Source organism: Arthrobacter sp. (assembly GCF_031179385.1).
Taxonomy (GTDB): domain Bacteria; phylum Actinomycetota; class Actinomycetes; order Actinomycetales; family Micrococcaceae; genus Arthrobacter_D.
Genome location: NZ_JAPSHV010000010.1, coordinates 14,901 through 21,595, shown reverse-complemented (window position 1 = coordinate 21,595; position 6,695 = coordinate 14,901). Strand labels below are relative to the sequence as shown.

Genomic DNA, 6,695 nt, shown 5'->3' with positions numbered 1-6,695 from the left:
TTCAGTGATCTGACAGCTGGGGGCATCGGCTCAGCCGAGGGCATCTGGCTGGTCCCGGCAACACTGCCACTCCATACGGTCCTGACGGCGGCCGTCCGCATCTGGGCGAGCGGTGGAACAGTGGTGCTCGTGCACTCAAGCGTGGAGGTGACCGACCGCCTGGTGGAGGGCGAGCGGATTACTGCTCGGTTGGCTGCTTAGCTGCGGTCGGATGCCTGGCCGGAGCGGCGCCGTCGGCAGCCAGTGTCACAGCAGGCTCAGGCGCCTCCTCCGAGTGGGCGCTGGGGTGAATCAGTTCGTGGTCGTGGGCGAATGCAGGCTCGGCATCGAGTTCCTCGTTGAAGACCCAGAACCGGTAGGCGATAAAGCGGACCGCTGTTGCCAGAACGGTTCCCACGACCCCCGCCACGAAAAGCCCGGTGCGGTCCGAGATGTCGAGAGGGTATTTGGCGAGCCAGACGAATCCGGCCGCGATACCCAGTCCGATCGCATTGATGAAGAGGAACATCACGAGCTCGCGGAGGACGTTGGCCTGGCGTCGATGGCGGAAAGTCCAGTACCGGTTGGCGATCCACGCGAACACGGTCGCTATGGCAGCCGACACCACCTGCGCTTTGACCTCACTGTCCTTCATGGCCCCGTGGATGAGAAGCCAGAAAAGACCCTTGTCGATGACGAATGCCACACCCCCGACGGCGCCGAACTTCGCCAGCTCTCTCCAGAAGAGAGACGCGAGAGCCCGCGTGCGGTCGACAAGTGTGGTGATCATGACTCTCCGGTTTCTGCAAGACGAACAAGCTGAAAACCAGCATGTGCAATTTCAGCGCGGGAACTAAGGGCCCATTTTACCGACGGAGTTTGTGTCTTTCCTAGGAAGCCGCAGTTGCGAACAGGTCACATCAAGGGGACCCCCTCGACAATAGGTACCCTGAAGGGGTGACTTTTCCCGTTATTGGTGTGGTGGGCGGCGGCCAGCTCGCCCGGATGATGGCGCCACCCGCCGTCGAACTTGGCATTGAACTGCGCGTGTTGGCGGAGGGCCCCGACGTCTCTGCGGTAGCCGCCGTCGCGAACGCCTCGGTGGGCGACTACACCGATCTGGAGGACCTCAGGGCCTTCGCCAAGGATGTGGACGTTCTCACCTTCGATCATGAGCACGTGCCCGAAGCGCACCTCCGCGCCCTCGTGGACGCCGGTGTGAACGTTCAGCCGCACCCCGACGCGCTCCGCCATGCACAGGACAAGCTGGTGATGCGGGCGGCCGTGGACCGGCTCGGGCTCCCCAATCCCCGGTGGAGTGCGGTCTCCTCCATCGAGGAGCTGAGGGCATTCGGCGACCGTACTGGCTGGCCGGTAGTCCTGAAGACTCCGCGCGGCGGCTATGACGGCAAGGGCGTGCGGATCATCGATTCGCACGACGACGCCGCGCAGAGTGCGGACTGGTTCACCGGTTCCGCGCTGCTCGCCGAGGAGAAGGTACCGTTCACACGCGAACTGTCCGCTCTTGTGGCGCGCTCACCCCAGGGCGAGGCGCGCGCCTGGCCGGTGGTTCACTCCATCCAGGTCAACGGCGTCTGCGACGAGGTGATCGCGCCCGCCCAGGACCTGGCCCCGGGCCTGGCCCGCACTGCCGCAGAAGCCGCGCTGCGCATTGCCGAAGAGCTCGGCGTCACCGGAGTCATGGCGGTGGAAATGTTCGAGGTCCCGGACAGCGAGGCGGGCTTCCTCATCAATGAACTGGCAATGCGCCCGCACAACTCCGGCCACTGGACCATGGACGGGGCCGTGACCAGCCAGTTCGAACAGCACCTGCGCGCTGTCCTGGACCTGCCGCTGGGTGACGCCTCGCTTGCCACCGGTGTGGCGGTCATGAAGAACATCCTCGGCGGGAACAACGCAGAGCTGTATAGTGCCTTTCCGACGGCGTTGCAGGCAGAGCCCGCCGCCAAGATCCACACGTACGGCAAAAGCGTTCGCCCGGGTCGGAAGATCGGCCACGTAAACGCTATAGCCCTGCCCGGTGACACGACGGCACAGGTCAGGGAGCGCGCCGAGCGCGCTGCGGCAATCCTCAGGGACGGCCGCGACCCCCGGAAGGAAACATCGTGAACAACTCCCCCACCGGCGCCCTCGTTGGCCTGGTCATGGGCTCGGACTCGGATTGGCCCGTCATGGAGGCCGCCGCTCTTGCTCTCGAAGAGTTCGGCGTCCCCTATGAGGCCGACGTCGTCTCCGCCCACCGTATGCCCGAGGACATGGTGGCGTACGGGCGCGAGGCTGCCGATCGCGGCCTGCGGGTGATCATCGCCGGCGCGGGAGGCGCAGCGCACCTCCCCGGAATGCTGGCGTCGCTGACGCCGCTGCCGGTTGTCGGTGTTCCGGTTCCGCTCAAGCACCTCGACGGCATGGATTCGCTCCTCTCGATCGTGCAGATGCCGGCGGGGATTCCGGTCGCCACGGTCTCGGTCGGCGGAGCACGGAACGCGGGGCTCCTCGCTGTGCGCATCCTCGCCGCCGGTGAGGGGCAGTTCGCTCAGGATCTGTCAGGCAAGCTCACGGACTTTGCCGCGGGGCTGCGGCAGACCGCCCTCGACAAGGGCGCGAAGCTGCGCGAGCGCACCGGCGGGCGGGCGTTCGCGACCGAAGGCGGCGCATGAGCCGGGCGGTTCATCCCGGCCAGCCCTCCGAACGGACCATGCTGACCGATCCGGTCCGCTATCCGGAATCGGCCCAGTCCGGCGTCCGCACGAAGCGGGCGTTCCTGCTCCTTTTCCTGACCCTCCTGATCCCCGGATCAGCGCAAATTGTTGCCGGCGACCGCAAGCTTGGCCGCCGGGCGCTGCGGATCACCTTCGCGGCGTGGCTGCTGGTGATTGCCGGCGTAGTTCTGGCGCTGTTGAACCGGCAACTGCTGGTCTCCCTTCTCACGAATCAGTGGTTCTCCCTCCTGCTGATAGCGGTGCTGGTGGCGCTGGCGGTCGGTTGGGCGCTGCTCTTCCTCAACACGCTCCGGATCATTCGCCCGCCCCTGCTGGACCGCGGAATGCGTCCTGCCGTCGCCGCATCGCTCGCCCTGCTGATGCTCGTGACGAGCGGCGGCCTGGGGTACGCCGCGTACCTGCTCAACGTCGGCCGCAACACCTTCGGCTCCATCTTCCAGGCCGGTCCCGCCTTCGATCCGGTCGACGGGCGCTACAACTTCCTCCTGATGGGCGGCGACGCCGGTGAGGACAGGTTGGGACGGCGCCCCGACAGCATCTCGGTGATCAGTGTCGACGCCGCGTCCGGGGCCACCGTCACGTTCAGCATCCCCCGCGACTTCCAGAACGCGCCGTTCTCGGAAGACTCTCCGCTCTGGCAGGTGTGGCCGGACGGCTATAACTGCGGCAACGACTGCATCATCAACAGCCTTTACCCGGTGGTCAGCCAGGATCACGCTGACCTTTACCCGGAGTCGCAGGACCCGGGGGCCGAAGCGATGATGGACGCAGCGAGCGGCATTCTCGGCATCGAGGTGCAGGCGTACATCCTCGTGGACATGGCCGGATTCGAGCAGCTGATCGACGCCATGGGCGGCATCACCATCGACGCCGGAGGCTGGGTTCCCATCACCTCCGAAGAGATCCCGGGCAGCGACCCAAAACGGTACTTCCCGCCGTCGGAATGGATTGCTCCCGGAGTCCAGACCCTCGATGGGTACCACGCACTCTGGTACGCCCGTTCGCGCGAGTACGCCACCGACTACTCCCGCATCCGGCGCCAGCAGTGCGTGCAAGCGGCAATGATCGCCCAACTCGATCCCGCCACCGTCCTCACCCGCTTCCAGGAGATCGCCGCCGCGGGTACGCAGATCGTCGAGACCGACCTTCCGCGCGACCAGCTGGGCAGCTTCGTCGACCTGGCCATCAAGGCGAAGAACCACGACGTCGGCCGCCTCACCATCGGCGCTCCGGACTTCGGTGAGCCGGGTGAGCTGTTCTCCACGTACCCGGACATTCCGCTGGTTCATGAGCGCGTGCAGGAGACCCTTGCGGCTGCAACAGGCGATGCCGAGGCCGCGGCCGCCGGTGTTCAGGAAGTGGACCGTGCCGGGGTTATCGAAGCGCTACCCACTGTGCTCCCGGCACAGACCGTGACGGGTGAGATCACCGAGGAGTACCTGCACCAGCTCGCTGTGAATCAGGACTGGTCTACGCTCGAATCACTGTTGGCCGATAACGGGGAATGCTCCCCCGCCTAACGAACGGACACCGCCGCATGTACCAGCTCGACAACCCGCTGCGCCCTTATGCCTGGGGTTCGCCGACCGCCATCGCGGAGTTGCTGGGACGCACTCCGTCGGGCGGTCCGGAGGCGGAGCTGTGGATCGGTGCGCACCCCGATTCGCCGTCTACGGTTGTCGGCCACGGGGATACCGGCACGCCACTGGACGACCTGATCGATTCCGATCCTGACCGATCCCTCGGCGCCCTCACCCGTGAGGCTTTCGGCGACCGGTTGCCGTTCCTGCTGAAGGTCCTCGCGGCAGCGGCCCCCCTCTCGCTGCAGGTTCACCCCAGCCGGGACCAGGCCCGCGCAGGGTTTGATCGGGAGAACAGTGCGTCGGTTCCCCAGGATGCGCCGCACCGCAACTACCGCGATGCGTTCTCCAAACCCGAGCTGATGTTCGCCCTGACCGAGTTCGACGCGCTGTGCGGCTTCCGCGCGCCCAGCGAAGCCGCGGAGATTTTCTCTGCGCTCACCGGGCTGGTGGAGAAGCAGAAGGGGTGGGCGCCGGCCATCCTGAGCTCCGTCGTCGGCGATCTCGGCATTCCCGACGAAGCCACCGCCCTGCGTGAGGCCTTCACCCGACTGCTGACCGGCGGGGCCGAGACACGCGCAGCCGTGGAAGCCGTTGTCGAGGCCCTCGAGGAAGGAACTCCCGACGGCTCCGGGGACGGCCGGTTGAGCTCGGCCGCCGCAACAGTCCTGCAGCTCAACGGCCATCATGAGGGCGACCCGGGCGTGCTCGTCGCGCTGCTCCTCAACCGGATCACCCTGCAACCCGGCCAGGCGCTGTACCTGCCTGCCGGGAACGTACATGCCTACCTTGAGGGTCTGGGCATCGAGGTTATGGCGTCATCGGACAACGTGCTGCGCGGCGGCCTGACCACCAAGCACGTCGACACCGGCGAGCTGCTGAAGACCGTCGAGTTCACTCCTCTCGCCCTCCCCCTGCTGGAGCCGGAGTCCACGCCGCTGGGCCAGGAACTGTACTGCCCGCCGTTCGACGAGTTCCAGCTTCAGCGGATCGAGCTGCCGGTGTCCTTCGGTGACGACGCCGTCTCCGCCGACATGCCGATCGCCCAGAACGGGCCTGCCGTGGTGCTGGTTGTCTCGGGCACCCTGGTGCTGGACTCGCCGAAGGGCGACCTCATCCTGCACCGCGGGCAGAGCGCCTTCATCCCCGCGAATGAGTCGCCGGTCATGGCCCGCTGTGCTTTTGACACCAGCGACGAGACAGGCGACGACGACGACGGCACCGCCGTCGCCTTCGCCGTCACCGTGGGTGCCGCCGGCGACGCTAACCCTGGCGGGTTGGGGCCTGTGCGCGGCCCGCGCGAAGAGACTCGGCCTTAGCGCGGAGTGCCGGCAACGCTGTGCTCCGCAGCGTTTTGACGGCACTGCGGGCTGTGGACAGCCCGCGGCGGGCCAGCGGCATGGCGGTGGCGTAGGCCGGATAGAGCGGTGAGAGCGGCTTGTCCCAGGTGCCCATCAGCAGGTTCTCGTGTTTCGCCCAGCCCATTTTGAACTTGGAGACGCCGTCGTTCAGCAGACCGTTGAAGTCATAACGCTGCACGCCGCGCTCCTTCATCGACCGGATGGCGAGCCATTTCAGCGCGTAGTTGGCACGCAGGCGTTCGCCTTCCTCGGTCATTCCGCCGTAGAGCTCAAAGGCGGTGGAAGCGCTCGCGGACAGCCAGAGGAACGCGACCATGGTCTGGCCCTGGAACGCTGCGTAGACCGGCGACGCGCCACCCAGGTTGTCGAAGATGTCGAGGTAGTAGGCGTCCTCGTGGATGCCGAACCCGGCACGCTCGGCGGTTTCCTTGTACACCGAAAGGCAGGCTGTCAGCTCCTCCCGGGTGACCTCGCGGAAGTCGAGTTCTTCCCGGCCCGACTTCCGGATGTACTGGCGGTGCTTTTTGGACATCTCCCCGAGCAGTTCCTCCTCCGTACGGGAGAGGTCAAGGATGAGGGTACGAGGTATCAGAATGGTGTTGTCGGTGGGCCGGAATCCCGCGGCACGGACCTGTTCGACGACATCCGAATCCGCATCCCAATCAGGCTCGATGCTCAGCACGGTGGCTGCGTAGGACTCTCGGGCGTACTGCGCAACAGCCTCGAGGACCTGACGTGCGTCTTCGGCACGGCAGGCAGGTCCCCGCGGCACGTACACCAGCGCACGGAAGGGCATCGGCAGTCGCCGGATCAGGATTTGGGCACATCCGACGGTCTCGCCGTTCTGCTTGAGGAAGAGCCGTTCAGTCCGCCAGCCGTGGTCGGCCTTGGTCTGTCCCCAGCCCCAGAGCTGCTGCGGGTGCCCGCTCAGGCGGTTCACGGCGGCATCCCATTCGGGCGCGTTCCAACAAGGAGTAATGGCAAGATTCATGATGCTAAGCCTATCGGCAGGGGCCCGATGCGAGCGCAGCGAG

General features: G+C 66.3%; 7 protein-coding genes. 5 read left to right on the top strand and 2 right to left on the bottom strand.

The window, feature by feature from the left end; genetic code table 11:
- Positions 1-201 (top strand): hypothetical protein (locus RIF85_RS03335; protein ID WP_375164823.1); only part of this gene is annotated, 201 nt, incomplete at its 5' end.
- Here the strand turns inward: RIF85_RS03335 and RIF85_RS03330 are convergent.
- A complete protein-coding gene (locus tag RIF85_RS03330; RefSeq protein ID WP_309070490.1) occupies positions 179-769 on the bottom strand; it encodes a GtrA family protein in 591 nt (196 codons plus the stop codon). The two genes, RIF85_RS03335 and RIF85_RS03330, sit on opposite strands and share 23 nt — an antisense overlap.
- 167 nt (positions 770-936) lie before the next feature.
- Here RIF85_RS03330 and RIF85_RS03325 point away from each other — a divergent pair, with 167 nt between their 5' ends.
- From RIF85_RS03325 to manA, 4 genes are read left to right on the top strand one after another with little or no spacing between them, the layout of a single operon-like run.
- Positions 937-2,109 carry a 5-(carboxyamino)imidazole ribonucleotide synthase gene (locus RIF85_RS03325; RefSeq protein ID WP_309070489.1) on the top strand — a complete coding sequence of 391 codons (1,173 nt, stop codon included), beginning with the start codon at positions 937-939 and terminating at the stop codon, positions 2,107-2,109.
- A gap of 35 nt (positions 2,110-2,144) precedes the next feature.
- Complete coding sequence (gene purE / locus RIF85_RS03320) at positions 2,145-2,657, top strand: 5-(carboxyamino)imidazole ribonucleotide mutase (RefSeq protein WP_309070507.1); 513 nt, start codon at positions 2,145-2,147, stop codon at positions 2,655-2,657.
- Positions 2,654-4,240, top strand: coding sequence for an LCP family protein (locus tag RIF85_RS03315; protein WP_309070488.1), 1,587 nt, complete (start codon positions 2,654-2,656; stop codon positions 4,238-4,240). Before purE ends, RIF85_RS03315 begins: the two co-directional genes overlap by 4 nt.
- A gap of 17 nt (positions 4,241-4,257) precedes the next feature.
- Positions 4,258-5,619 carry a mannose-6-phosphate isomerase, class I gene (gene manA / locus RIF85_RS03310; RefSeq protein ID WP_309070487.1) on the top strand — a complete coding sequence of 454 codons (1,362 nt, stop codon included), beginning with the start codon at positions 4,258-4,260 and terminating at the stop codon, positions 5,617-5,619.
- Here manA and RIF85_RS03305 read toward each other — a convergent pair.
- Entirely contained in the window at positions 5,564-6,652 is a 1,089-nt protein-coding gene (locus tag RIF85_RS03305) for a peptidoglycan bridge formation glycyltransferase FemA/FemB family protein (protein ID WP_309070486.1), read from the bottom strand. The genes manA and RIF85_RS03305 overlap by 56 nt on opposite strands.
- Positions 6,653-6,695: the final 43 nt, after the last annotated feature.

Coding starts and splice junctions, on each gene's coding strand:
- RIF85_RS03315 (WP_309070488.1), top strand. CDS start 2,654: ATGAGCCGGGCGGTTCATCCCGGCCAGCCCTCCGAACGGACCATGCTG.
- purE (WP_309070507.1), top strand. CDS start 2,145: ATGGGCTCGGACTCGGATTGGCCCGTCATGGAGGCCGCCGCTCTTGCT.
- RIF85_RS03330 (WP_309070490.1), bottom strand. CDS start 769: ATGATCACCACACTTGTCGACCGCACGCGGGCTCTCGCGTCTCTCTTC.
- manA (WP_309070487.1), top strand. CDS start 4,258: ATGTACCAGCTCGACAACCCGCTGCGCCCTTATGCCTGGGGTTCGCCG.
- RIF85_RS03305 (WP_309070486.1), bottom strand. CDS start 6,652: ATGAATCTTGCCATTACTCCTTGTTGGAACGCGCCCGAATGGGATGCC.